Genomic DNA, 25,778 nt, shown 5'->3' with positions numbered 1-25,778 from the left:
CCGCCGTGGCCGCTGACCTCGATCGCCGCAATAACCTGTCACTGGACAGCCTCAATTTTTTCCTCGCCGACGTGCGCGACGGCCTCGGCCCCTACTTGGCCATTTACTTATTGGCGGTGCATCACTGGGAGCCGGCCAGCATTGGCCTGGTGATGACCATCGCCGGAGTCGCCGCGCTGATCACCCAGACGCCGGCCGGCGCCTGGGTCGACAACAGCCGGCGCAAACGTGCGCTCATTGCGATCGCCGCCCTGCTGGTGACCGGCAGTTGCCTGCTGCTGCCCTTCGTGACGTCGTTCACTTGGGTGGCGTTGACGCAAACCCTGAGTGCGATGGCCGCTTCGATCTTCGCCCCGGCCATTTGCGCGATTACCCTGGGCATTACCGGGCCACGAGCGTTTACCCGACGAACCGGGCGCAATGAAACCTTCAATCATGCCGGCAACGCCTGCGCCGCCCTCCTCGCCGGTGTGTTCGCTTATCTGTTCGGCCCGGTGGCGGTGTTCTATCTGATGGCGGCCATGGCGCTGGCCAGTGTCATTGCCATCGCCTGCGTTTCGCCAGAAGCCATCGACCATGATCTGGCACGCGGACTGGATCCGGCCGACGCCGGGCATCGCCAGCCTTCCGGTTTATCCGTGCTGTTGAGCAACCGACCGCTGCTGCTGTTCGCCATTTGCTGTGCGCTGTTTCACCTCGCCAATGCGGCGATGTTGCCGTTGGTGAGCCAAAAACTTGCGCAAGCCAATTTGCAGATGGCCACTCCGCTGACCTCGGCCTGCATCGTCGCCGCGCAACTGGTGATGGTGCCGGCGGCATTGCTGGTCGGAGCGAAAGCCGATGTGTGGGGACGCAAACCGCTGCTACTGGCCGGTTTTCTGATCCTGCCGTTGCGCGGTGTGCTCTATACGCTGTCGGACGATGCTTATTGGCTGGTCGCGGTGCAACTGCTGGACGGCGTTGGCGCCGGTCTGTTCGGCGCCTTGTTTCCAATCATGGTCAAGGACCTCACCCAGGGCACCGGCCACTTCAACATCAGCCTCGGCGCACTGACGACGGCTTTCGGACTCGGCGCCGCGCTGAGCAACGGTCTCGCCGGACTCGTTGTACAGGAGGCCGGTTACAGCGCAGCGTTTTTGACCTTGGCCGCGATTGCGGCGGTGGCGGTTGTGTTGCTCGGGATCGGGGTTCCGGAAACTCAGCGCAGTGGCCATCAGGCTGAAAGCGGCGTGATCGAGGCCAGCGCTGAATCCTCAGCGTAATCCATATCCCAACCCTGCCCTCTGATCGCCGCCATCTCGTGTCTGCGCGGCGTTGAAAATCCAGATTCAGTGGATCAGGCAAGCAATCCAGAGGAATGCACTTCGGCGCTGAGGCGCTGATCGAGAGAATGTTCGTGCACAGGCTCAGACGAATACACCCTCAATCGCAAGGACATTCCAGTGAAAGGTTTTTGCTTGGCCTTCGGGCTGCTCTTCAGTACTTTTTCAGCCATGGGAGCCGATATGTCGAACGGCGCAGACAACTTCTACACCAGCAATAAAGTGACCGTGGAAAAGGTCACCTTCAAGAACCAGTACGGGATGAAGGTCGCAGGCAATCTGTTCAGCCTGAAGAATCTCGACCCACAGTCAAAAAATGCCGCGATCATCGTCGGCCACCCGATGGGCGCGGTGAAAGAGCAAAGCGCCAATCTCTACGCGACCAAAATGGCGGAACAGGGTTTCGTCACGCTGTCGTTTGACTTGTCCTTCTGGGGCGAAAGCGAGGGCCTGCCACGCCAGTCGGTTGCGCCGGACATTTATGCCGAAGACTTCAGCGCGGCGGTGGACTTTCTCGGCACTCGCCCACTGGTCGATCGCGAGCGTATCGGCGTCATCGGTATTTGCGGCAGCGGCAGCTTCGCCATCAGTGCCGCCAAGATCGACCCACGTTTGAAGGCGATTGCCACCGTCAGCATGTACGACATGGGCGCCGCCAACCGTAACGGCCTCAAACATTCGCTCACGCCAGCGCAACGCCAATCGATCATTGAACAGGCGGCGCAGCAGCGTAACGCACAGTCCTGGGGCGGCCCGGTCCGCTACACCGGCGGCACACCGCTCAAACTCACTGGCAATGCCGTGGGTGACGAGTTCTACGATTTCTACCGCACCCCGCGTGGCCAGGTCACCCCGGCCGGTGCTTCGCCGCAGACCACCACCATGCCGACGCTGATCAGCAATGTGAAGTTCATGAACTTATACCCGTTCAATGACATCGAGAGCATCTCCCCGCGCCCGCTGCTGTTCATTGCCGGCGCTCAGGCGCACTCCCGCGAATTCAGTGAAGACGCTTACCAGCGCGCGGCCGAGCCCAAAGAGCTGCTGATCATTCCAGGGGCCGGCCATGTCGACTTGTACGACCGGGTCAACCTGATTCCCTTCGCCAAATTGACCACGTTCTTCAGCCATAACCTGAAGTAACGCCATCGCAACGCTGCCAACGCTTTAAAGCGCAGACACGACAAAAGCCTGCTTTTCAGGGCAGGCTTTTGTTCGGTCGCGCAGGCTTACTTTTGCTGAGCGGTCAGCGCCGAGTAGCTGTTCATCAGGTTGCGGTAGTTCGGGATCCGCTGCGACAGCAGATTACCCAGCCCTTCAATGTCGTTGCGCCAGTCGCGATGCAGCTCACACGCCACCGAGAACCAGTTCATCATCTGTGCGCCGGCCTGAGTCATGCGGCTCCATGCGGCTTGTTGCACGGTGGTGTTGAAGGTGCCGGAGGCGTCAGTCACCACAAAAACATCAAACCCTTCCGCGAGCGCCGACAGGGTCGGGAACGCTACACACACATCCGTCACCACACCGGCAATGATGATCTGCTTACGGCCGGTGGCTTTGATCGCCTTCACAAAATCTTCGTTGTCCCAGGCGTTGATCTGGCCTGGACGAGCGATGTACGGCGCATCCGGGAACATTTCTTTCAGTTCCGGTACCAGCGGGCCGTTCGGGCCTTGTTCGAAACTGGTGGTGAGGATGGTCGGCAGTTCGAAGAACTTCGCCAAATCGGCCAGGGCCAGCACGTTGTTCTTGAATTCGTTGGGCGAGAAGTCCTGCACCAGGGAAATCAGGCCGGTCTGGTGGTCGACCAGCAGCACGATGGCGTCGTCTTTGTTCAGGCGGTTGTAGGTTGGAGTGGTCATGGTCTGCGTCCCTTTTGAGTTTTTGAAGTTGTTGTTGCGTTCAAGTTGGGTACAGATTACTGACGCACGGGGACGGGATAAATCGGCTGAAAAGCGTTTCACCGTCCACTCAAACAGGACAATCAGGCAATAAAACATGCTCCGCTCCGAACTTCCTGGCGATCCTTGTCATACTGTTGCGATGCATTGCGTATGAATAAAGGAGATGTTCATGCTCGGACGCCGTCCGCCAGAGCCGAACACCGAAGACCCAAGCAGAGCCGCCTCTGCCCGCAACGCCGTGCGCGCCGGCTCGACATTCCGCCTTACGGTCAGCTTTATGCTGGTGGTGGTACTGGCCTTTCTGACGGTCGAGAGTTGGCGCACCTGGCGCGACTATCGCGCTGCATTCGCCTCCGCGCGCGATTCGGTGACCAACCTGGCCCGCGCCACTGCACAGCATGCCGAAGACACCATTCGGCAAATGGATGTGCTGACCGCCGCCCTGAGTGAACGTATCGAAGGCGACGGACTGCAGAACCTCGACGTGCCGCGTATTCACAAACTGCTGGTGCAGCAATCGAAAATCATGCCGCAGCTGCATGGCTTGTTTATCTACGGGGCGGATGGGCAGTGGATCGTTACCGACAAGGAAGTCACGCCCGAGACCGCCAACAATGCCGATCGCGATTACTTTCAATATCACCGCAGCCATGATGATCGGCAGGTGCGCATCGGTGATGTGGTGGAAAGCCGATCGACCCATGACCTGATCATTCCCGTCTCCCGCCGCCTGAACAATCCCGATGGCTCGTTCGCCGGGGTGCTGCTGGGCACGGTCAAGGTCAGCTACTTTGTCGACTATTACGGCGATTTCAGAATCGATGACAAAGGCGCACTGGTGCTGGCCAGACGCGACGGCACCATCCTCGTGCGCCGGCCGTTCATCGCCTCGGTGATCGGCAAAAGCCTGGCCAACAGCGAGATCTTCAAGGTCTACCTGCCCAACGCCAACGCTGGTATTGCGCAAGTCCGCGCGGTGGTCGATGACACTGAGCGGTTGTATGGCTATCGCGCGCTCACCACCTATCCGCTGGTGGTCGAGGCCGGGCTTTCACGGGACTCGATCATCGAACCGTGGCAGCAGGATTTGCTGAAAAACGGCTTCGTGCTGGTGTTTCTGATTTTGGTGCTCAGCGGTTTCGGCCTGGTCGTGCTGCATCAGTTGCGCCAGCGCATGGCCATGGAGCGGGAAATTCGCTACGCGCACCAGACCATGCGCGACATGGCGCTGACCGACAGCCTCACCGGGCTGGGCAACCGCCGACGCCTGGACAACGCGCTGGTGGACGAAATCCGTCTGGCGCGGCGACAGGGTTCGGCGCTGTCATTGATCATGCTCGATGTCGACCACTTCAAACGCTACAACGACCAGTATGGCCATGCGGCGGGCGATGATTGCCTGAGCGCTGTCGGGCAGGCGATCCAGCAAGCGGTCAAACGACCGAGTGACCTCGCCGTGCGCTACGGCGGCGAAGAATTCACCGTGCTGTTGCCCAACACCGACAATGCCGGCGCCATTCAGGTTACCGAAGACATACTGCAGGCCATCCGTGCACTGAAACTGGAGCACGCCGGGCATACATTGGGCTATGTCACCGCCAGCGCCGGGATTACCACTTGGCATCCAGTCGATGACACGGTAACCCCGGCGACCCTGTTGAAAGCAGCCGATACCTGCCTGTATCAAGCCAAGCAGCAAGGCCGCAACCGCTGGTGCTCACAGGGCAAGCAACCCGACGTCGCGGTTATGAGCTAATAACACCTTCATTAAACCGTCGCTCAAACGTTGTACTAGGATAGGATCCAAGTCTGCGGTATTTCGTCGACCAAGGAGATCGTCGACAGTGCTGCAGACGTTTTTGAATTAACGCTTCTCAGGGATGACACGCATATGAATTCACACTTGTTCCCCCACATCGGCAAGGTCATTGCCAGCACCGGCAGCCGGCATTTTCCGCGCATGCTGCATGACCTGATCCTGACGCAACTGGCGGTAGACGCCACGCACATCCGGCAGATGCGTGTCGAACCGCTGGGCCGCGCGTCGAGCCGCAGTGAGCCGGAGCCGCTGAAAGAGCCGGCCCTGCTCGCCGAAACGGTGTTTTCCGAACACAGTGCAGCGGCCCACCATTTACAGAATCCGCCGGCCGCGACCAGCGCGGACGCCTCGCAACTGCACCTGACCCGGCGCAAGGACGGCTACCGCTACGTGATTTCGGTGTATCGCAACGACGAGTCGCAGCGCTTTTCCGCGCAGGAACGCAGCCTGTTGCAGGACATCTCCCCGGTGCTGCTGCCGATGGTGGAAAAACACATCAACGCCCTGCAACCGTCCAGCCCTGATCCACAAAGCCCACCCGAGTCAGCCGAAGGCAACGGCCTGGAAACCTTGCGCCTGCGCTTTGACGAGCGTCTGGAGCAACTGGGGCTGAGTCTGTCGAACCGCGAAACCGAAGTGTGTGTCGGCCTGCTCGCCGGGCGCACGGCGCCGGAACTGGCCGAGCAGTTGGCGCTGAAGGTCAACACCGTGGAGAGTTATCTGAAACGGGCGGCGATCAAGTTGGGCATCAGCGGGCGGCATTCGTTGATGCGCTGGATGTATTCGCCGTTGGAGGCGTTGGCGTCGAGTGCGGCTTGATACGCAGGGATTGAGAGGGTTTCGGTTTTTTGGGTGTGTCAGTGAGATTCCCCCCCTCACCCCAGCCCTCTCCCCCCAAGGGGGTCGAGGGGGAAAGGGAACCGATCTTTGTGCTGTTCAAAACCTGAGTTCGACTCGGTATCTCACGTCGGTGCATCTCGAAAGAACACCTCGGTCAGTCCCCTCTCCCCCTGGGAGAGGGTTAGGGTGAGGGCACTCCCGCGACGTGCTCCAAAGCCTGATTCACCGCCAATTCCCCCAACATCACCACTTGCGCAATACCCAGCAAGGTCTGGCGATGCGGCCCCTCCAGCATCCCGGCAAAATCACACAACATGACCGAGGCCGAGGCCAGCGATTCACAGGCGTTTGCCAGCAGGGATTCGGTATCGGTTTGCGGGTTGACCCGGAACATAGCGTTGGGCGTATAGGGCGTGGCCATGATGTTGGCTGCAGTAACCGGCGGAACGGGTGTCTTTGACATTTGCTCAAACTCCTTCTGCGCAGTGAGGGAGCAGGCTCCCTCGCGCGGCAGTTTCGCAATTAGTTGGGCAAGCGCTGATTGTCGAGGACGCGACTCACCACCAATTCACTCAACATGATCACCTGCTGCAGGATCAGCATTTTCTTGCGGTGAGGGCTGTCGACCGAGTCGGCAAGGTCGCGGGCCATGTCACTGGCCGATGACAACGATTCGTAGGCTTCAACGAGCAGGGTTTCGTCGTCGATGGTGGGGTCGATCAGGTAGATCTTGCCGGTTTTGCGAGTGGGTTTTGAGGTTTTGAGCGCGGAAGGGTTGAGGTAGAAATTGATCGCCCGTTCTGTGGCCTCTTTGATGTTTTGAGGTTCGAGTGCGGCGTCGTAAGGGATCGGATCAGTGTCCGGAGGGTTCGGCGTAACTTTGAACATATTCATCTAATTCCTGAAGTAGGGCCGCGACCGTTCTCTACTAAAAGAAGGGTGGCGGCTGTGCACAGGTTAGTAGACCGGTGGAATTAGCAAGACCGGCGCGCCCGAGGGCGCCCTGCGCACAACCACCATTGAGTGCAGGCAGAGACGCACCTGACTAAATGGAACTCATGCACTTACTAATACCAATCGGGCTACTAAACCCGACCACTGATAGGCAGTGGCAGGGAAACGATAGAGCCCATGGGATAAGCGCACAAGCCGGCGGATTCTGGCGTACGCGTAGGTAACGACGCAAGGTGTTGTAGGCGGTATGACGTAACGGGTCGTGTAATTTAAACGGGCAATCGGCGTTGTGTTTATTGATGGAAATACTGGATGGCGGTGGTTCGAGGTTTTGCGGTGTGTCAGTGATATTCCCCCCTCACCCCAGCCCTCTCCCCCCAAGGGGGGCGAGGGGGAAAGGGAGCCGATCTCGGTTGAATTCGAAACTGAGTTCGACTTTTGAGCCGATCTTTGTGCTGTTCAAACCCTGAGTTCGACGCGATATCTCAGGTCGGCGTACCTCGAAAGAACACCTCGGTCAGTTCCCTCTACCTCTGGGAGAGGGTTAGGGTGAGGGCACTCCCGCGACGTGCTCCAAAGCCTGATTCACCGCCAATTCCCCCAACATCACCACTTGCACGATGCGAGGGAGCAGGCTCCTTCACGCGGCTGTTTCGCAATTAGTTGGGCAAGCGCTGATTGTCGAGGACGCGACTCACCACCAATTCACTCAACATGATCACCTGCTGCAGGATCAGCATTTTCTTGCGGTGAGGACTGTCGACCAAGTCGGCAAGGTCGCGGGCCATGTCACTGGCCGATGACAACGATTCGTAGGCTTCAACGAGCAGAGTTTCGTCGTCGATGGTGGGGTCGATCAGGTAGATCTTGCCGGTTTTGCGGGTGGGTTTTGAGGTTTTGAGCGCGGAAGGATTGAGGTAGAAATTGATCGCCCGCTCTGTAGCCTCTTTGATGTTTTGAGGTTCGAGTGCGGCGTCGTAGGGGATTGGATCGGTATCTGGTGGGTTGGGTGTGGCTTTGAACATAGATAAAGTCTCGTATCGAAATTAACCGGAGCCATCACTTTCGCTACCAAACGAAGGTGGCGGCCATGCGCGGGTTGGTAGACCGGTCGATACGGAAACCCGGCGCTCATGAATGAGCCCCACGCATGTCCACCATATAAAACGCAGCCGCAAAAAGAGACTGCATAAGGTGGCGCCATACGGCGGTACCTAAGCGGGCTAGCAAACCCGATCACTGATTTGCAGTGACAGGCAAACGATATATCCCGACCCATAGCCGCGTAAGCCGGCGGATTCTGGCGTACGCGTAGGTAACGACGCAAGGTGTTGTAGGCGGTATGACGTAACGGGTCGTGTAATTTAAACGGGCAATCGGCGTTGTGTTTATTGATGGAAAAACTGGATGGTGGTGGTTTCAGGTTTTGCGGTGTGTCAGTAGGATTCCCCCCTCACCCCAGCCCTCTCCCCCCAAGGGGGGCGAGGGGGAAAGGGAGCCGATCTTTGTGCTTTTCACAACCTGAGTTCGACGTGGTATTTCAGGTCGGCGTACCTCGAAAGAACACCGCGATCAGTCCCCTCTCCCTCTGGGAGAGGGTTAGGGTGAGGGCAATCCCGCGACGTGCTCGAATGCCTGATTCACCGCTAATTCGCCCAACATCACGTGCAATACCCAGCAGGTTTGATGAGGGCCTTCCTCAATCCCGCGCCAACGCCTCAATCGGATCAAGCCGCGAAGCATTCCGCGCTGGCACAAAGCCAAACACAATCCCGATCAACGTCGAACACACTACCGCCGTCAACACCGACGCCAGCGAAAACACCATCTCCCATTCCTTGATAAACACCGAAAACAGATGCCCGATCGCATACGACAGGGAAATCCCGATCGCCCCGCCCAACAGGCAAACCATCACCGCCTCCACCAGAAACTGCTGACGAATGTCCGACTGCCGCGCGCCCACCGCCATGCGTATACCGATCTCGCGGGTCCGTTCGGTCACCGACACCAGCATGATGTTCATCACCCCGATACCGCCGACCACCAAAGAAATCACTGCAATCAGCGACAGCAGCAATGCCAGCGAGCGGCTGGTTTTCTGCACGGTCTGCAAGACGCTGTCGAGGTTGTTGGTGAAAAAATCCTTGGTGCCGTGGCGTTGCAGCAGCAGTTGGGTGACGTGCTCTTCCACCACTTTGCTCGGCTGGCCGTCCTTCATGCGCACGCTGATGCTGTCCAGATAACGCTGACCCAACACCCGCCCGGCGGCGGTTTCGTAGGGCACCCAGACATTCAGGGTCTTGCCCGAGGCGAACAGGCTTTTATCCTGCGCGGCCACGCCGATCACCGTGCACGGCAGGTTACCGATCAGGATCACCTGGCCCAATGGATCGACGTCTTGCCCGAACAGGCGCTGCCGGGTGTTGTGATCGATGACCACCACCTGTGCCTGGCGCCGCGCATCGTTTTCGCTGAACGCAATACCGGCCGCCATCTTGATCCCGCGCACCTTGAAGTACTGGTCGCTGACGCCGTTGACCTGCGCATCCAGGTCGATGTTGCGATAGCGCAGCAACAGGCTGCGGCCGATCATCGGCGTGGCGCTGTCGACGTAGTACAGCTGATTCAGCGCGGTGACATCGGCCGGCGTCAGGGTTTCGATGGCCGCGGCACGTTTGTCGCCGTAACTGCTGCCGGGATAGACATCGATGGTGTTGCTGCCAATCGCGGCGATGTCCTTGAGCACATAGTTCTTCGCGCCCTCGCCGACCGCTGAAATTGACACCACCGAAGTGATACCGATGACGATACCGAGCATGGTCAGCAAGGTGCGCATGCGGTGCGAGATCAACGCCACCCACGCCATGGCGAACGCTTCTTTGAACAGTCCGAGACTGGCCACCAGCCGCCGTGAAGCGGTGGCTTTTGGCGCCACCGGTTCATCGCTGAGCAGGTGCGTGGTGTCGCGTTCGTTGGCGCGGTCGCTGAGGATTTCGCCGTCGCTGACTTCAATGATGCGCTCGGCGTTGGCGGCGACTTTCGGGTCGTGGGTCACCAGAATCACCGTGTGTCCCGCCGCGTGCAGCTCCAGCAGGATGCGCATCACCTCTTTACCGCTGGCGGTATCGAGGGCGCCGGTGGGTTCGTCGGCGAGGATCACTTCGCCGCCGTTCATCAAGGCCCGGGCGATACTCACCCGCTGCTGCTGACCGCCGGAGAGCTGGCTCGGCCGATGCGTCAAATGCCCTTCCAGACCCAATCGCGCCAACAACTCACGGGCGCGGGCGTGGCGCTGAAGCTGCGGCGTCCCGGCATAAATCGCCGGCATCTCGACGTTATGCATCGCGCTCAAATGCGGCAGCAAGTGATAACGCTGGAAGATGAAACCGAAGTAGTCGCGGCGCAGCTCGGCGAGTGCCTGATTGTCCAGATCACGGGTTTCCTGGCCGTTGATTTTGTAGCTGCCGGCGGTGGCGTAGTCGAGGCAACCGAGGATGTTCATCAAGGTAGATTTGCCGGAGCCGGAAGCGCCGATAATCGCGACCATTTCCCCGGCATGGATCGTCAGGTTGATGTTCTTCAGCGCGAGAAACTCGCGGTCGCCGGCGGTGAAGCTGCGCGTGATGCCGGTCAGCTGTAGCAGTGGCTCAGTCATGCTCAGGCCCCCGCCACATTCGTCAGCGGATCACCGATCACCACGCGATCGCCTTCCGCCAGACCGTCGTTGATCTGCACTTTGACATTGTTGTTGATCCCGGTCTGCACATTGCGCGACTGCGCGTGGCCCTTGGCGTCGAGCACCCTTACAGGAAAGCTGCCATCGGCGTTACGCGGGCCGAGCGCTGCGACCGGCACGGTCAGCACAGCCTTGGCGGTGTCGAGGATAATGCGCACCTGCGCGGTCATCGAAATGCGCAAACGATGGTCGGGATTGGGCACCTCGAACAAGGCGTTGTAGAACACCGCGCTACTTTGCTTCGGCGTACCGGCGGGCGGCGTTTCAAGAAAGTTCTGTGGCGCCGGGTCCGTGCCGCGCAGTTTCGCGTAGTAGCGTTTGTCCTCGCCAAGAATGGTGAAGTACACCTCCTGCCCCGGGGCGATGTGAATCACATCGGCTTCGGACACCTGCGCTTTCACCGTCATGGTGTCCAGATCCGCCAGTTTCAGCAGGACCGGCGCCAGTTGGCTGGCGATCACCGTTTGCCCTTCTTGAGTGACCACGCCGACCACGTCGCCATCGATTGGCGCGACAATCCGCGTGTATGCCAGATTGACCTTGGCCGTGTCGATCTGGATGTGCGCGCTTTTGATCTGCGCATCCAGCGACATCAGATTGGCCTGCTGCACCTGATAGTCCGACTCGGCGGTTTCAAAATCCTGGCGCGAGATCGACGCGTCGTCCTGCAAGTTCTTGTAGCGCTCGTAAATCGCTTTGGTCTGCCTCAGTTGAGCCTGAGTGGCGCGTTTTTGCGCTTGCAGGTTTTCCTCATCGACCTGGGCCTGACGCAGCGTGTTCTGCAATACCAACGGATCGATTTCCGCCAGCCACTGACCCTTCTTCACCTTGTCGCCGACCTTGACCTTGAGCGACTTCAATTGCCCGGACACCTGCGCGCCAACGTCCACTTGTTTGATGCCTTCGAGCAACCCGGTGGCGAGCACCGCGTTTTCGATGTCACTGCGTTCAACCGGGGCGGTCAGGTATTGCGGCGCCTCGGCCGGGGCCTGCACCGCGTAGAACGCCAATCCCGCTACTGCCACTAACGCCAAACCCATACCGACTTTGCGCAACTTCGACTTTTCCATAAATAACCACAAGTCCGTTCAGGGGTGAGCCCGGCCAGCGGCCGGGCTCTGGTAGATAAACAACAATCAGGAAACCACTTGGCCGGCCGGCACCTTCAGGCCGTCATGCCACCACGCCGCGAGACTGAAGACGTTAGGCGCCTTGAGAATCGTGAAGTGGTTGCCCGGCCCGTACCACACCGCCAGATCCGCAACCTGGCGCTGCCAGCCTTCGACCATCGCCGCTTGCTCGCGCTGATTGCCCCAGGCATCCAGCGTCGGGTCATCGACCAGCGCCAGCCGCACCGGCCCGGTGTAGGCCTGTTGCGGTTGATAGACCGTGCGCAAGGCTGTGGCGAAGGTGCGGACCGGGCCGTGCATCGCATCCGCCGCGGCGCGCTCCGACAGCACGCCGGCGTGCACCATCCCGGCATGCAGCAAGCGCATTTGCGTAACGTCATCAGCGTCGGCAAACACCTGCGGATCGATCTCCAGCGACTTGCCACTGGACAGTTGCAGGGTGTCGATCAAGCGCTCCAGCGCCGCCGTACCGGTGTACGGTTTGCCTGCCGTGCCGTTGCCGCCCGGCGCTTCGCTGTCGATCAACGTCAACGAAGCCACCTCGCGCCCGGCCGCTTGCAACTGCGCCGCCATGGCATGCGCCACCCAACCGCCGAAGGAATGGCCGATCAGGTGCACCGGGCCTTGCGGGTAAGCCTGCGCGATCGCCTGCAGATAAAACGCGGCAGCGGCTTCGACCTGACTGTGCGGCACACTGCTGCCGTCCAGCCCGCGCGGTTGCAGGCCGATGATCGGCCACTCCGGCCCGATCGCTTCGGTCAGATGAATGAACCCGGTGACGCTGTCACCTGCCCCCGGCACGCAGAAAATCGGCGCATGCCCCACATGCCCGGTCTGGATCGTCAGCAGCGGCTGATACACAGCCGTGGCGGGCGCGACCAAGGCCTCAAGTGCCTGAGTGATGGCCTGCCCCAACGCTTGAATATGCGGATTTTTCATCATGCTGCGGTGATCGCCGGGGATATCGATGCACTGCAACAGACGACTGTCGAAGCGTTCCTCCCAACCGCGTGTCGGGCTTGGCACAGACTGCCCGTCCATCAGCGCCTGCGCGCGGAACAGATGAATCGTCTGGCTCGCCGGGCTGACCTGGTAATGCGCCAAGGCCAAGCGATGCGCCGCCTCGCGATCGAAGTAATGCCAGGCATCGGTCGCGCTGACCGTGGCCAGTTCCGGATCGGTCAGTTGCTGCACCTGGCAACGGTGGAACAGCGCGTGGAAATCCAACTGCTCCATCTCGGCCTCCAGAGCCTCGACCGCCGCCAACGCGGTGGCGCCATCGGCACCGAGCATCAGCGCACGCCCGCGGCAATGCCCGAGCAACTGGCGCTTGTCGAGATCCTTGCCGCTCCACATCGCCTTGTCCTGGGCCAGTGAGTTGGGCGCATAGCTGTCGAGCATGCCGATGAAGTCCACCGGTTGATCCTGACCCAGCAATTGTTGAGCGACCTCATGGGCCAGCACCCCGCCGAACGACCAGCCTGCCAGACGATACGGCCCGTGTGGCTGCACCGATCGGATGATCCCGGCCATCCGCGTGGCCATGCATTCGATTGTGCGTAGCTGTGGCTGACCAAACGGCACGCCGGGCAGCCCATAAATCGCAAACTCGCCGCCAATGTGCTGCGCCAGCGTCGGGAAATACACATCGCGACCACTGAATTCATGCACCAGGAACAGCGGCGTACCGGTATCTCCGGCTCGCACCACGACCAGCCCTTCCGGCAGTCCGGCCATTTCATCCTGAGCGAGCAACGCTGCCGCCGACTCAATGCTCGGGTGCTGGAACAATTCGGCCAGTGACACCTGCATTCCGCCGCGTCGTAGCAGATTGACCAGCCGCACCGCGAGCAACGAATGCCCACCCAACTCGAAGAAGTTGTCGTGACGACCGACCTGCTCGACGTTGAGCACTTCGGCCCAGATACGCGCCATCGCGGTTTCCACCTCGCCTTGCGGCGCCACATAAGGACGATTGATCACCGCGTCGGCGCCCGGCTCTGGCAAGGCCTTGCGGTCGACCTTGTCGTTGGGGGTCAGCGGCAATGCGTCGAGCAACACGTAGGCGCCGGGCACCATGTACTCCGGCAAACGCTCAAACACATGGGCACGCAAGACCTCCAGGTTTGGCGTTTCGATCCCTGCACGCAACGTGTACCAGGCCACCAAGCGTTCATCGCGCACCATGACCACCGCTTCGCGGATTGCTGGATGCTCGATCAGCCGCGCTTCGATTTCACCCGGCTCCAGACGCAAGCCGCGCAGCTTGATCTGGAAGTCGTTGCGCCCGAGGAATTCCAGATCACCGTCGTTGTTGTAGCGCGCCAGATCGCCGGTGCGGTACAGCCGATCACCGGCCACGAACGGGCTGTCGATGAAACGCTCGGCCTGCATCTGCGGCAATCGGTGATAACCGCGCGCCACACCCACACCGCCAATGTGCAACTGGCCGCTGACGCCCTTCGGCACCGGTTGATCGTAAGCATCGAGGATATACACGCGCGTGTTGCTCAGCGCCTTGCCGATTGGCACCGCGTTGTGCGGCACCGGTTGATCCGGTTCAAGCGTCCAGCCGGTGCTGTCGACCGTGGTTTCGGTCGGGCCGTAAACGTTGTGCAAACGCACCCACGGCAGGCGATCTCGCACCTGCCGCGCCAGCGCTGCGCTGAGTTCGCCGCCACCGTTGAGCACATCGGTGAGGCTGCTGCACTGCTCGACACCTTCCTGCTCGATGAAGTCCTGCAACAGCGCCGGCACGAACTTGACCACCGTCACTTGGTGCTCGCGAATCGCCTGCACCACATAGGCCGAATCGCGGTTGCCGTCCGGCCGCGCCAGTACCAGACGCAGACCGGAACACAGTGGCCAGAAGATCTCCCACACCGAACTGTCGAAGCTGAACGGTGCCTTTTGCAGCAACGCACCATGCTCGGTTGGCGCACTGATCTGCGAGCCCCAATGCACCATGTTGCAGGCGCTGCGATGCTCGATCATCACGCCTTTCGGCAGACCGGTGGAGCCGGAGGTGTAGATCATGTAGGCGAGGTTCGCGGCACTCAGGCCCGGCACCTGCGGATCGTGATCGGGCTGCTGCCAATGACCTTGATCGAGGTCGATCAAGGTCATTGCAGGCGCGTCGAACAGCGAACGCGTCGCCGCTTGCACCAGCACCGCGACCGGCGCGCTGTCCTTGAGCATGTAGGCCAGACGTTCCGCCGGATACCCCGGATCCAGCGGCACATACGCCCCGCCTGCCTTCAGAATGCCGAGCAGACCGACCACCAGATCCAGCCCGCGCTCGACGCAGATCGCCACGCGTGAATCCGGCTGCACGCCCTGTTCGCGCAAGTGATGAGCCAGTTGGTTGGCCCGCGCATTGAGTTCGCGATAGGTGAGGCACCCGGCTTCGGACTGCACGGCGATGGCCTCGGGTTTAGCCCGTACCTGCGTTTCAAACAAGCAGTGCAACGGCTGTTCCAGCGGGCAATCGACTTCGCTGGCGTTGAAGTCGTGCAACAGGCGCTGACGTTCGTCCTGCGCCAGCAACGGAACCTGCTCCAGCAGCGTTTGTTCATCGCTCACCAGCGCAGCGAGCAAGCACTGGAAGTAACCGACAAAACGCCGCACCGTCGATTCATCGAACAACGCCGTGGCATAACGCAGCGAGCCGCGAACGCCATCGGCGCTATCGCCGAGACTCAGCGACAGGTCGAACTTCACAAAGTGGCTTTCCCCCGCCACGCCTTCCAGCATCAGGTCGCCAAGTTGCACGCTCGGGCCGTCATTGTTGTCCCAGCTCAGCAGGGTCTGGAACAACGCGCTGTGGGCCAGGCTGCGCAGCGGTTTGCTGATGTCCACCACGTGCTCGAACGGCAGATCCTGATGCGCCTGCGCCGCCAGGGTTTGCGCCTTGACCCGCGCCAGCAACGCTTCGCCGCTGAGTGCGCCCGAGGTGTCGATGCGCAGCGCCAGGGTGTTGACGAACATGCCGATCAGGCCTTCGATCTCGGCGCGGGTGCGGTTGGCCACCGGCGAGCCGATGACCACGTCGGTCTGCCCGGACAAGCGACTGAGCAACATCGCCCAGGCACTGAGGATCACCATGTACGGCGTCACCGCGCGACGTTGGCACAGCGCTTTGAGTCCGCGACTCAGCGGCGCGCCCAGCACTACGTCGATATGGCTGCCGGCAAAGTCCTGTTGCGCCGGACGCGGACGATCGGTTGGCAGGGTCAGCAACGCCGGGGCACCGGCCAGTGTCTGCTGCCAGTAATCGCTCTGCCGCTGCAGCACCTCGCCACTGAGCCAACGGCGTTGCCACACCGCGTAATCGCTGTACTGCAGCGCCAGCGCTGGCAACGGGTCTTGCTGGTCATGGCTGAAGGCTTGATACAACGCCGCCAGCTCACGGGTCAGCACACCCATCGACCAGCCATCGGAGATGATGTGATGCAGCGTCAGCAACAGCACGTGGTGATCGTCGGCCAGACGCACCAGACGTCCGCGAATCAGCGAATCGCGAGCAAGATTGAACGGTGCGCCGGCTTGCTCTTCGATCAGCCCACGCAAAGCGTTATCGGCCTGCGGGTGCTGGCGCAAATCTTCAACTTGCAGCAACAGACCGGCCTCGGCTGGCACGATCAGTACCTGCGCCTGATCGTCGATCTGGGTGAAGCGGCTGCGCAGGGTTTCGTGGCGCTCGACAATACGCGCCAGTGCCCGTTGCAGCGCGTCTTCATCCAGCCGCCCGCGCAGACGCAGGCCCAGCGGAATGTTGTACGCCGTGTTGCCACTGTCCATTTGCGCCAGGAACCACAGGCGCTGTTGCGCGAACGACAGCGGCAGCGCTTGCTCACGCGCTGCCGGGACAATCTCCGGCAACGTGCTGCGCGCGGCCCGGCTCAACACCTGCGCCACGGCTGCCAACTCGGGATTGGCGAACAGCTCGGCCAAGGTCAGCTCCACGTCCAGCTGTTGGCGAACCTGCGACAGCATGCGCATCGCCAGCAACGAATGCCCGCCTAGCTCGAAGAAATTGTCGTGTCGTCCCACCTGCTCGACCTGCAATAACCCGGCCCAGATGCGCGCCAGGTTTTCCTCCAGCGCCGTGACCGGCGCCACATAGACCCGGCTGAGCATGGCGGCCTGGGTCGGCGCCGGCAGCGCCTTGCGGTCGATCTTGCCGTTGTTGTTCAGTGGCAACACCTCCAGTTGCACCCAAGCCGTCGGCAGCATGTACTCCGGCAAGCGCGCCGACAGTTGCGCGTGCAGTTCAACGCTGTCGAGTTGTCCATCGTGCGCGGTGAAATAGGCGACCAGACGCGGGGTCTCCTGAGCGTCGCGGCGTGCCAGCACCACGGCTTCCTTGATCCCCGCGCAGTTCAGCAGGCGGTTTTCGATCTCCCCCAGTTCGATGCGGAAGCCACGGATCTTCACCTGATCGTCGTTGCGCCCGACGCAATCGAGTTGCCCCGGCGCCAGCCAGCGCGCGAGGTCGCCGGTGCGGTACAGCAACGCGCCCGGCGTGTCGCTGAATGGATCGCGGAGGAATTTCTCGGCGGTCAGATCCGGTCGGTTCAGGTAACCCAGCGCCACGCCCTGCCCGCCGATATACAGCTCCCCGGTGACGCCCATCGGCACCGGTTGCTGATGCGCATCGAGCACATAGACCTGAGTGTTGGAAATCGGCCCGCCAATCGGCACGCTCTCGGCGTCCTGCGCCACTTCCTGCACTTCGAACGTGGTGGCATAAGTGGTGGTTTCGGTCGGGCCGTAGCAATGCACGATGCGCAACGCGGGTGCCTCGGCCAACAGACGACGGAACGCCGCCGGATCACCACGTTCACCGCCACACAAGAGGATGCGCAAGCCCTTGAGCGCCTGCGCAATCAGTTGCACGTACTGGTTGAACAGCGCGGTGGTGACGAACAGGATCGTCGCGCCGCTGGCACGCAGTTCGCGGCCAAAGGCATTCGGATCAAGCAAGGTTTGATGGTCAATGATCACCACGCGACCGCCATTGAGCAGCGGCCCCCAGATGTCCATGGTGCTCGCATCGAACGCCGGGTTCGAGGCGAACACCACTCGATCCTGCGCATTGAAATCGGCGTAACCGTTATTAAGCACCAAGCGGCCGATGCCCCGGTGCGGCACCATCACCCCTTTCGGCGTGCCGGTAGAACCCGAGGTGTACATGATGTACGCCAGCGCCTCGGAGGACTGCAGCAGGTTTGGATTGTGCGTCGGCTGACCGTTGAGGGTCAGCGTGTCCAGATCGATACGCGGCGCGGCGTAGTCGATGACTTCGTTGCTCAAAGTCAGCAGCGCCACCGCCCGACAATCCTCGACCATGAACGCCTGGCGCTCGCTCGGTGCATTGATGTCCAGCGGCACATAGGCCGCCGCGCATTTGGCAATGGCCAGTTGCGCGACCAGCAACTCCAGCGAACGCGGCAGCAGGATCGCCACGTGATCGCCCGGCTGCACGCCGTGAGCGATCAGGTGATGGGCCAGGCGGTTGGCTTGCGCGTTGAGTTCAAAGTAGCTCAGTGAATGTGCGCCATGCACTGCCGCCACAGCTTTGGGATGCGCCGCAGCCTGCTGTTGGAATACTCCGTGCACGGTCAGCGTTTGCGGGTAGTCACGCGCTGTGGCGTTGAAGTCGCCGAGCAAGCGCTGACGCTCATCCGCCGCCAGCAATGGCACGCTTTCCAGCACCACTTGATCACTGGCAATCATTGCTTCGAGCAGGCGCTCGAAATAACCGATGTAACGCACAATCGTCGACGCATCAAACAGCGCCGTGGCGTAGTTCAGCGAGCCGCGAATCACTCCGTTGACCTCACCCAGTGTCAGCGTCAGATCAAACTTGGCGAACTCGCCCGGCCCGGCAACGCCCTCCAGGGTCAAATCGCCCAACGCCAGTTGCGGGCCGACGCTGCTGTCCCAGCTCAGCGTGGTCTGGAACAACGGGCTGTGCGCCAGGCTGCGCAGCGGCCGGGCGATTTCCACCACTTGCTCGAACGGCAGATCCTGATGCGCCTGCGCCGTCAGTGTCTGCGCCTTGACCCGCGCCAGCAGCGCTTCGACGCTCACCGCGCCCGAGGTGTCGATGCGCAAGGCCAGCGTATTGACGAACATACCGATCAAGCCTTCGATTTCAGCGCGGCTGCGGTTGGCCACCGGCGCACCGATCACCACATCGGTTTGCCCGGACAGACGACTCATCAGCAGCGCCCAGGCGCTCATCAGGGTCATGAACAGGGTCACGCCGTGACGCTGGCTCAACGTTTTAAGGCCAGTGCTCAAGCGTTCGTCCAGCAACACCTCGACGTTGCCGCCGGTGTAATCCTGCTGCGCCGGTCGCGGGCGATCGGTGGGCAACGTCAACAAGGCCGGCGCGCCGTCGAGAGTCTGCTGCCAATAGTCGCTTTGCCGCTGCAGCACTTCACCGCTGAGCCACTGGCGTTGCCACACCGCGTAGTCGCCGTATTGCAGGGTCAGTGGCGGCAGCGGATCAGGCTGACCGTGGCTGAACGCTTGATACAACGCCATCAGCTCGCGGGTCAGCACGCCCATCGACCAACCGTCGGCGACGATGTGATGCACGGTCAACAGCAACACACAGTGATCGTCGGCCAGGCGCACCAACCGTCCGCGAATCAACGGATCGTTGTGCAGATCAAACGCTGTCGAGGCTTCCTGCGCCATCAATCCCTGCACGGAGCGCTCGGCTTGCAGGTCTTGGCGCAGGTCGTCCACGCGCAACAGCAAAGCGCTGTCGACCGGGGCAATCGACACGTGGGCGCTGTCGTCAAGGCGGATGAAACGGCTGCGCAGGGTTTCGTGACGGGCGACGATCCGCGCCAGCGCCGATTGCAGGGCATCGACGTCGAGGTGACCGCGCAGGCGCAGGCCCAGAGGAATGTTGTACGCCGAGTTGCCACCCGCCATCTGCGCCAGGAACCACAGGCGTTGTTGGGCGAAGGACATCGGCAGCGCCTGATCACGTGGTGCCGGCAAGATCTCCGGTAATGTGCTGCGCCCGGCACGATTCAATACTTCAGCGACTGCGCTCAATTGCGCGTCGGCAAACAGATCATTCAGCGCCAGTTCCACCCCGAGGCGCTGACGGATCAGCGAGACCATGCGCATCGCCAACAGCGAATGACCGCCGAGCTCAAAGAAGTGATCGTGACGACCGACCTGCCTGACTTGCAGCAAGTCGGCCCAGATCTGCGCCAGTGCGGTTTCCAGTTGGCCTTGCGGCGCCACGTATTCGCGAATCGGCAGCGCGGCCAGATCAGGTTTCGGCAACGCCTTGCGGTCGACCTTGCCATTGGCGGTCAGCGGTAAAGCCTCGAGCCGGACAAACGCGGCGGGCACCATGTAATCCGGCAACTGCATGAGCAACTGCGCGCGCAATTCAGCCACCGCCAGTGGCTCGGCCCCCGCCCGTTCGGTGAAATACGCCACCAGTTGCGGCTGGCCGGGTTGGTCCTCGCGAGCCAGTAGCACCGCTTCGTTGATACCGGGGAGCTGATTGAGGCGGGTTTCGATTTCCCCCAGTTCAATGCGCATGCCACGGATTTTCACCTGGTCGTCGTTACGCCCCAGGTAGTCGAGCGAGCCGTCTTCGCGCCAACGGGCAAGGTCACCGGTGCGGTACATGCGCGCATTCGGCAAGGGGCTGAACGGGTCGTGCAGAAAGCGCTCGGCGGTCATATCGGCGCGGTTGAGATAACCCCGAGCCACCCCCGCGCCACCAACGTACAACTCGCCCATGACGCCCATTGGCACCGGGCGTTGCTGCTCGTCGAGCAGGTAAACCGCAGCGTTCGCCACCGGTTTGCCGATGTGCAACGCCGCACCGACGTCGATACGCCCGGAAGTGGCGACCACCGTGGCCTCGGTCGGGCCGTAATTGTTGATCACGGCGAAGCGCTGGTCGCGGTTGAACTGGCGCAAGCGGTCGCCACCAATCAGCAAGGTGCGCAAAGTCGGGTGATCGAGGTTCTGGCTGAACGCGTATTCAGCAATCGGCGTTGGCAGGAAGCTCACATCCAACGGTTGCCCGCGCCACCATTCGAGCAAGGCGTCGATGTCTTCGGTGCCGTCATGGGTCGGCGCCAAGTGCAAGGTCGCACCCACACACAGCGCCGGCCAGACTTCCCACGCCATCGCATCGAAGCCAAACCCGGCAAGGCTTGAGGTGTGGCTGCCAGCGCGCAGATCAAACGCTTCACAGTGCCAGTCGACCAGATTGGACAGCGTCTGATGCTCGACCATGACGCCTTTGGGCAGACCGGTCGAACCCGAGGTGTAGATCACGTAGGCCAAATGCGCAGCGCTCAATTCCGGCACCGCAGGGTTGTGCTGCGCCTGCGCCGGCCATGCGCACAGGTCGACATCGATCACTGGCACGGTCAGCGCCGGCAGTTTCTCGTGCAGATCGCTTTGAGTGAGCACGGCGACTGGCGCGCTGTCGCTCAACAAATAGCTGATCCGCTCGGCAGGATGCGCGGGGTCGATCGGCACATAACCGGCGCCAGCCTTGAGAATGGCGACCAGACCGACCAACGTTTCCAGACCGCGGCGGGCGACGATGGCAACAAGATCATCAGGTTTCACGCCTGATTCGATCAAGTGATGCGCCAACGCATTGGCCTGGCGATTGAGCTGCAAGTAAGTCAGTGGCTGCCCGGCAAACACCGCTGCCACCGCTTGTGGACGCTCGGCGACCTGCGACTCGAAGCGCTGGGCAATCGTCAGCCCACGCGGGTAGTCGGCTTCGGTCGCGTTGAAGCCCGCCAGCAACTGTTCACGCTCGAGCACCGGCAGGATCGACAACCGATCAAAACCCACATGCGGCGTGTGCTCCAGCGCCTCAAGCAACACGCTTAACGCAGCTTGCATGTACCCGCAGATACGCTGTGCATCAATGCCCGCCCCGGCCAATACCTTCAGGCGGAAGTCTTCGCCGAGATCATCAACGCTGAGGGTCAGGCGATAGTTGGTGTGCTCCTCGGCTGCCAGCAATTGCATGCCCTGCCACGCCGCTTGCACCTCGGCCGATATCGGCCCGACCGGGGTGCTGTGACGATAGTTGAGCAGCGTGCTGAACAGCGGCGTACCCGACGGCATCGCGCTGCACTGTTGCACCTGCGCCAGTTGTGCGTGCTCATGAGCGAGTAGCTGACTCAGGCGTTCATGGGTGGCCAGCGCCGCCCCTTTGACACTGTGCGCGTTGAGTTCGATGCACAGCGGCAAGGTGTTGATGAACACCCCAAGCGCGCGTTCCGAGCCTTCACCGCCCTGCAATCTCCCGAGTAAGACGGTGCCGAACACCACGGCGTCGCGCCCGGACAATTGCCCCAGCACCTGCGCCCAGGCGAGGTGCATCAGGCTGGCGGCGCTGACACCCAAGCGCCGTGCCTGTTGCCGCACGCTGTGGCTGAGGGTGTTTTCCAGCGTCAACTGCGCTTCTTGCGCGGGACTGTCATGGGCAATATTTTGCCCGTAGGGCAAGGTCGGCTCATCGATCGCGCCGAGCATTTCGCGGAAGAAGCTTTCGTGCTCTTGCTCACTCAGACCGGCCTGGGTGTGCGCCACGTAATTGCGATACGGCACCGGCTCGCTCAGTTGCCCGGCGTTGCCCAGCAGAAACGCCTGCATCTCGTGCTGCAACACCTCGAGCGCCACGTGATCCATGACCAAATGATGGAACAGCAACAACGCCACTATGCGTTGATTGGACACATCGCGGCTGTACACCACGCGCATCAGCGGCGCCTCGGTGACGGGCATGCGGTAGTTATCGATGGTGAAGCGGTCACGCAACTGGCTCAGCGCATCGCCCGCGCCGTTGTCCAACTCCAAGGCCTCACAGCTCAGCGAAGCCTGACGCCAGACCACTTGCACCGGCTCATCCAGACCCTCCCAGAACAGCGAAGTACGCAGAATGTCATGGCGCTCGATCACCCGTTGCAGTGCCTCGGTGAAGGCCTGCAAACGCTGTTCATCGGCGAAGGCAAACTGCGCCTGCAACACGTACGGATCACCCTGCGCGGCCGACAGATGATGGAACAGGATGCCGGTCTGCAACGGCGCCAGCGGGTAGATATCCTGCACGTTGCGCGCACCGCCGGGGACACTCGCGACGATTCGGTCGATCGTCGCTTGATCCAGCGCCACCAGTGGCAGCAGTTCGGGCGTGATGCGCGTGCAATCGGCCGGAACAAGATTGGCCGGCACCGCCGCTTCAGGCTCCCCGCCCACTGCCGCAGCGAGCGCGGCCAGCGTCGGTTGGCCGAACAGCACGCGAATATCCGCCGACAGGCCGGCCCGGCGCATGCGCGCAACCAGATTGACCGCCAGCAACGAGTGGCCGCCCAGCTCGAAGAAATGATCAAAGCGCCCGACCCGCTCAACCTTGAGCAACTCGGCCCAGATACCGGCGATCACGGTTTCAACTTCACCGACCGGCGCTTCGTACTCGCGGGTCAGCAGAGCCGACTGGTCAGGGGCCGGCAAGGCCTGACGATCCAGCTTGCCGTTGGGGCTCAGTGGCAAGGCCTGCAAATGCACAAACACGGCAGGCACCATGTAATCCGGCAGATGCGTGAGCAATTGGCTTCGCAGCTGATCGTTCTCAAAACACTCGCCGCTGTAGTACGCCACCAATCGCTGATCGCCCGGCACGTCGTCGCGAGCGAGCACGGCAGCTTCACGCACGCCGTCGACATGCGCCAGATGCGCCTGAATCTCGCCCAGTTCAATGCGCAAACCACGGATCTTGACCTGATCGTCGTTGCGCCCCAGATACTCGATGTTGCCATCGGCCAGATACCGTGCGACATCGCCGGTGCGGTACAAACGCGCGCCGGGCTGATCACTGAATGGATCGTCGAGGAAGCGCTCGGCCGTCAACTCAGGCCGATTCAGATACCCCAGCGCCACCTGCACCCCGCCCAGATACATCTCGCCGACCACACCCAACGGCGTCGGTTGCTGATGAGCATCAAGGATGTACACGCGGGTGTTGCACAGTGGTTTGCCAATCGGCGGCGCGCCTTGCGGTACCGGCGAATGAGGCTCCAGCGTCCACACGGTGCTGTCGACGGTGGCTTCGGTCGGGCCATAAACGTTGTGCAGGCGTACCTGCGGCAGACGCTCGCGGACGCTGCGCACCAACGCGGCGGTCAGCTCACCGCCACCACAGAACACATCGCTCAGGCTACTGCACTCACCGACTTCTTCCACTTCAAGGAATTGCTGCAACAGCGCCGGTACAAACTGGATGACGTTGACCTGTTGCTCACGAATCAGTTGCACCAGCGCGACCGGATCGCGGTGATCGTCGGGGCCGGCAAGAACCAGGCGCATGCCGCAGCTCAACGGCCAGAACAGCTCCCACACCGAGGCGTCGAAACTGAACGGGGTTTTCTGCAGCAGCGCGGCGCCGGTCGAAAGCGGGCACAGCCCGGCGCTCCAGTGCAGCAGATTGCCCAGGTTACGGTGCTCGACCATTACGCCTTTCGGCGTGCCGGTGGAGCCGGAGGTGTAAATCACATAGGCCAGAATCGCCGCGCTCAAGTCCGGCACCTGCGGATTGCTCTGCGCAAGGTCTTGCCAGGTGCACCGGTCGAAATCGACCCGCACGCCCGCCCACTCGCCGATCAGCGCACGCGTCGGCGCATGCACCAGCACCGCCACGGGCGCGCTGTCCTCAAGCATGTAGGCCAGACGTTCGGCGGGGTAACCCGGGTCGAGCGGCACATAAGCGCCGCCAGCCTTGAGAATCGCCAGCAGACCGACCAACAACTCCGGCCCGCGCTCGACGCAGATCGCCACCCGCGAATCGCGGCCCACGCCGCACTGGCGCAAGTGATGGGCGAGCTGGTTGGCGCGACGGTTCAACTCGGCGTAACTCAAACGCAGCTCACCGGCCACCACGGCATCAGCGTCAGGCGTGCGCAACACCTGCGCCTCGAAGCGACCATGAACGGTCTGCTCGAGATCGTGGGCGACGGCGGTTGCGTTCAGCTCAACCAGCAGATGCTGACGCTCGTCATCCGCCAACAACGCCACCTGCTCCAGCACCGCTTGATCATTGCTGACCATCGCCTGCAACAGTCGCTGGAAGTAACCGACGTAACGCTCGATGGTCGACTCATCGAACAAGGCGATGGCGTACTCCAGCACACCGCGAATCCCGCCCGGCGCGTCTGCCAGCGTCAGCGACACATCGAATTTGGCAAAGTGGCTCGGTTCGGCGACGCTTTCCAGCGTCAGCTCGCCCAGGCTCAGGCTGGCGCCGTGGCCGCTGTCCCAACTGAACATCGCTTGAAACAACGGGCTGTGCGCCATGCTGCGCGCAGGCTTGGTGATTTCCACCACTTGCTCGAAGGGTAGATCCTGATGCGCCTGCGCCTCCAGCGTTCGCGCCTTGACCCGCGCCAACAGCGCCTCGGTGCTCAACTCGCCCGAAGTATCGATACGCAGCGCCAGGGTGTTGACGAACATGCCGATCAGGCCTTCGATCTCGGCGCGGGTACGGTTGGCGACCGGCGAACCGATGACCACTTCGGCTTGCCCGGACAAACGACTCAACAGGCTCGCCCAGGCACTGAGCATGAGCATGTACATCGTCACGCCGTGACGCTGGGCCAAAGCCTTGAGCCCGGCACTCAGGCGTTCGTCGAGTACCACGTCGACGGTGCTGCCGGCGTAATCCTGCTGTGCCGGGCGCACGCGGTCAGTCGGCAGCGTCAACAGCGCCGGAGCGCCCGCCAGGGTCTGCTGCCAGTATTCACTTTGGCGCTGCAGCACCTCGCCGCTCAACCAGCGCCGCTGCCACACCGCGTAATCGCTGTATTGCAGCGCCAGGGGCGGCAGCGGATCCGGCTGACCGTGGCTGAAGGCCTGATACAGCGCCATCAGTTCGCGGGTCAGAACCCCCATCGACCAGCCATCGGAAATGATGTGGTGCAGGGTCAACAGCAGCACATGATGATCATCAGCGAGGCGCACCAACCGACCGCGAATCAGCGCATCGTCCTGTAAGTCGAA

General features: G+C 61.6%; 10 protein-coding genes and 1 pseudogene (1 of these 11 running past the window's edge). 4 read left to right on the top strand and 7 right to left on the bottom strand.

The window, feature by feature from the left end:
- Positions 1-5 precede the first annotated feature (5 nt).
- Both CKW17_RS01905 and CKW17_RS01900 read left to right on the top strand, forming a co-directional pair.
- Positions 6-1,262, top strand: a complete 1,257-nt coding sequence (locus tag CKW17_RS01905; RefSeq protein ID WP_095118452.1) for an MFS transporter — start codon at positions 6-8, stop codon at positions 1,260-1,262.
- A 180-nt stretch (positions 1,263-1,442) separates the two neighbouring features.
- The gene (locus tag CKW17_RS01900; protein ID WP_095118451.1) at positions 1,443-2,465 is read left to right on the top strand and encodes an alpha/beta hydrolase; all 1,023 of its coding nucleotides are present in this window, start codon (positions 1,443-1,445) and stop codon (positions 2,463-2,465) included.
- An 86-nt stretch (positions 2,466-2,551) separates the two neighbouring features.
- On the opposite strand, the gene ycaC is transcribed toward CKW17_RS01900, so the two are convergent.
- Positions 2,552-3,184 carry an isochorismate family cysteine hydrolase YcaC gene (ycaC, locus tag CKW17_RS01895; RefSeq protein WP_007916011.1) on the bottom strand — a complete coding sequence of 211 codons (633 nt, stop codon included), beginning with the start codon at positions 3,182-3,184 and terminating at the stop codon, positions 2,552-2,554.
- A 211-nt stretch (positions 3,185-3,395) separates the two neighbouring features.
- Here ycaC and CKW17_RS01890 point away from each other — a divergent pair, with 211 nt between their 5' ends.
- Together CKW17_RS01890 and CKW17_RS01885 are read left to right on the top strand one after the other, a co-directional pair.
- Positions 3,396-4,982 (top strand): sensor domain-containing diguanylate cyclase, encoded by a 1,587-nt coding sequence (locus CKW17_RS01890; protein ID WP_095118450.1) that lies wholly within the window; start codon positions 3,396-3,398, stop codon positions 4,980-4,982.
- A gap of 135 nt (positions 4,983-5,117) precedes the next feature.
- Positions 5,118-5,864: a response regulator transcription factor gene (locus CKW17_RS01885; protein ID WP_095118449.1), complete on the top strand. Its 747-nt coding sequence runs from the start codon at positions 5,118-5,120 to the stop codon at positions 5,862-5,864.
- A 202-nt stretch (positions 5,865-6,066) separates the two neighbouring features.
- Here the strand turns inward: CKW17_RS01885 and CKW17_RS01880 are convergent.
- The 6 genes and pseudogenes from CKW17_RS01880 to CKW17_RS01855 all read right to left on the bottom strand — a co-directional run.
- Positions 6,067-6,315, bottom strand: a pseudogene (locus CKW17_RS01880) (DUF6124 family protein); the annotation flags it as partial.
- Between the two features lie 92 nt (positions 6,316-6,407).
- Positions 6,408-6,773, bottom strand: a complete 366-nt coding sequence (locus tag CKW17_RS01875; protein WP_095118447.1) for a DUF6124 family protein — start codon at positions 6,771-6,773, stop codon at positions 6,408-6,410.
- 725 nt (positions 6,774-7,498) lie between these two features.
- The gene (locus CKW17_RS01870; protein WP_095118446.1) at positions 7,499-7,864 is read right to left on the bottom strand and encodes a DUF6124 family protein; all 366 of its coding nucleotides are present in this window, start codon (positions 7,862-7,864) and stop codon (positions 7,499-7,501) included.
- A gap of 674 nt (positions 7,865-8,538) precedes the next feature.
- Positions 8,539-10,497, bottom strand: coding sequence for a MacB family efflux pump subunit (locus CKW17_RS01865; RefSeq protein WP_095118445.1), 1,959 nt, complete (start codon positions 10,495-10,497; stop codon positions 8,539-8,541).
- Between the two features lie 2 nt (positions 10,498-10,499).
- On the bottom strand, positions 10,500-11,648 hold the full coding sequence (gene macA / locus CKW17_RS01860) for a macrolide transporter subunit MacA (RefSeq protein ID WP_095118444.1): 1,149 nt from the start codon (positions 11,646-11,648) through the stop codon (positions 10,500-10,502).
- A 66-nt stretch (positions 11,649-11,714) separates the two neighbouring features.
- Positions 11,715-25,778, bottom strand: the 3' portion of a protein-coding gene (locus CKW17_RS01855) for a non-ribosomal peptide synthase/polyketide synthase (protein ID WP_095118443.1). The gene runs 3,774 nt beyond the window's last position; 14,064 of the gene's 17,838 nt are visible here — the last part of the coding sequence; the start codon falls outside the window, past its right edge — the gene reads right to left on this strand; the stop codon is at positions 11,715-11,717.

Origin of the sequence: Pseudomonas sp. Irchel s3f10 (assembly GCF_900187515.1) — a bacterium.
In the GTDB taxonomy this organism is placed as follows: domain Bacteria; phylum Pseudomonadota; class Gammaproteobacteria; order Pseudomonadales; family Pseudomonadaceae; genus Aquipseudomonas; species Aquipseudomonas tensinigenes.
Note: the sequence above shows the minus strand (reverse complement) of the source record. Positions and strands in the feature narration are given on the sequence as shown.